Below are 1,778 nucleotides of genomic sequence, written 5' to 3'. Positions count from 1 at the left end.
GTCATCTCCAGAACCCGCACCACATTCCAAACCAAAACCCCCGTACGAACAATCTTCGAAAACCCCACCATCCGCACACTCGCCAAAGCCATCGAAAAAGAAGCCCCTATCCGGAAGCAAGCGCTGCCCCCCGGTGACCGCAGCCGGCTCTCCTTCGCCCAACAGCGGCTGTGGTTTCTCGACCAACTGCTGCCGGGCGTTCCGCTCTACAACGTCGACACCGTCTGGCGCCTGACAGGAGCGTTGTCGCACACCCACTTCAAGCAGGCGTTCGTCGAAGTCGTCGCGCGCCACGAGACGCTGCGGAGCAGGTTCCACGATGACGGGGGACAGCCGCGGCAGATCATCGACACGAGCACTTCGGTGGAACTGTCGATCGAGGATCTGAGCGGGCTGGCCCCGGCAGAGGCCGAAGCTCGGGGACGGCAGATAGCCAGCGAGAGTGCCGTTCGCCCATTCGACCTGGCAGGCGGGCCGCTCCTGCGCGCGCAGTTGGTCCGGCTCAACGATCACGAGCACCTCCTGGTGCTCGTGTTCCACCATGCCGTGATCGACGGCTGGTCCATGGTGATCTTCTGGCGGGAACTGACGCTGCTGTACGACGCGTTGTCGGCCGGCCGCGTGGCCGAACTGCCGCCGTTGCGGGTCGGCTATGCCGAATACACAGCCTGGCAGAGATTGTGGCTCGACAGCGACGATGCCGCCGCGGACCTGGCGTACTGGCGGCGGACGCTTCAGGATGCCCCCCGGACGACCGAGCTTCCGGCTGACCACCCCCGGCCGGCAATGCTCAGTGGCGCCGGCCGGCTCGTACGGTTCGACCTGCCCGCTCAGACGGCTGACGCACTGCGCCACCTTGGGGTGACCCAGGGGGCCACCACCTTCATGGTGCTGCTGACGGCCTTCACCATGCTCCTGTCGCGCTACACGGGAACCAGCGATCTGGTCACCGGCGTGCCGAGCGCGGGGCGCGCCCTGACCGAGTTCGAAGATCTGGTGGGCTTCTTCGTGAATCCGTTGCCGGTGCGGCTGCGCTGGTCGGGCGATCCCACCTTCACCGAACTACTCGGCACCACCCGCGAGGCCATGCTCGACGCGGTCGCCCATCAGAACATGCCGTTCGACCGTCTGGTCGAAGAGCTGGTCGACGGTCGGGACCTCAGCCGCAACCCCCTCTTCCAAGTTTGGTTCGACGTCGACAGCTCCCCCGAAGTCGCGCAACCGAAGGACCTGGGCGTCGCACTGGTGCCGCTCGACACCGGTAACACCCGATTCGATCTGGAGATGCGGCTCGAGGACCGGCCGGACAGACTCACCGGCACGTTGTGCTACAGCACCGACATCTTCGCCGACGAGACAGCAGAGCGCCTCGTGCGACATTTCCAGCACGTACTGGCGAACGTCGCCGCCGCCCCTGAGGAACGCCTGTCGCGCCTGTCCCGACCTGACGAGCATCAGCAACGCCTGGTCCTGGACGTCTGGAGCCGTTGCACCACCCCGGGGACGACGGCCATCGACGACGTGATGGCGAAGTATCAGCAACGGGTCGTGGCGTCGGGTGACTCGGTTGCGCTCGCCCACGGCGACGACACCATGACCTACACCCAGCTCGACACCCACGCCAACCAACTCGCCCACCACCTCCGAAACCACGGCATCGGCCCCGAAACCGTCGTCGGCGTCACGCTGCACCACGGCTTCCCCGCCGTCATCAGCCTGCTCGCCGTCCTCAAAGCCGGCGGCATCTACCTACCCCTCGACACCCGCCACCCCACCGA

General features: G+C 66.2%; 1 protein-coding gene. It reads left to right on the top strand.

Annotated features, from left to right (window positions below):
* Positions 1-1,778 (top strand): condensation domain-containing protein (locus ACGFIG_RS30730; protein ID WP_393008881.1); only part of this gene is annotated, 1,778 nt, incomplete at both ends.

The organism is Micromonospora sp. NPDC049048 (assembly GCF_043197615.1).
GTDB lineage: Bacteria > Actinomycetota > Actinomycetes > Mycobacteriales > Micromonosporaceae > Micromonospora.
Note: the sequence above shows the minus strand (reverse complement) of the source record. Positions and strands in the feature narration are given on the sequence as shown.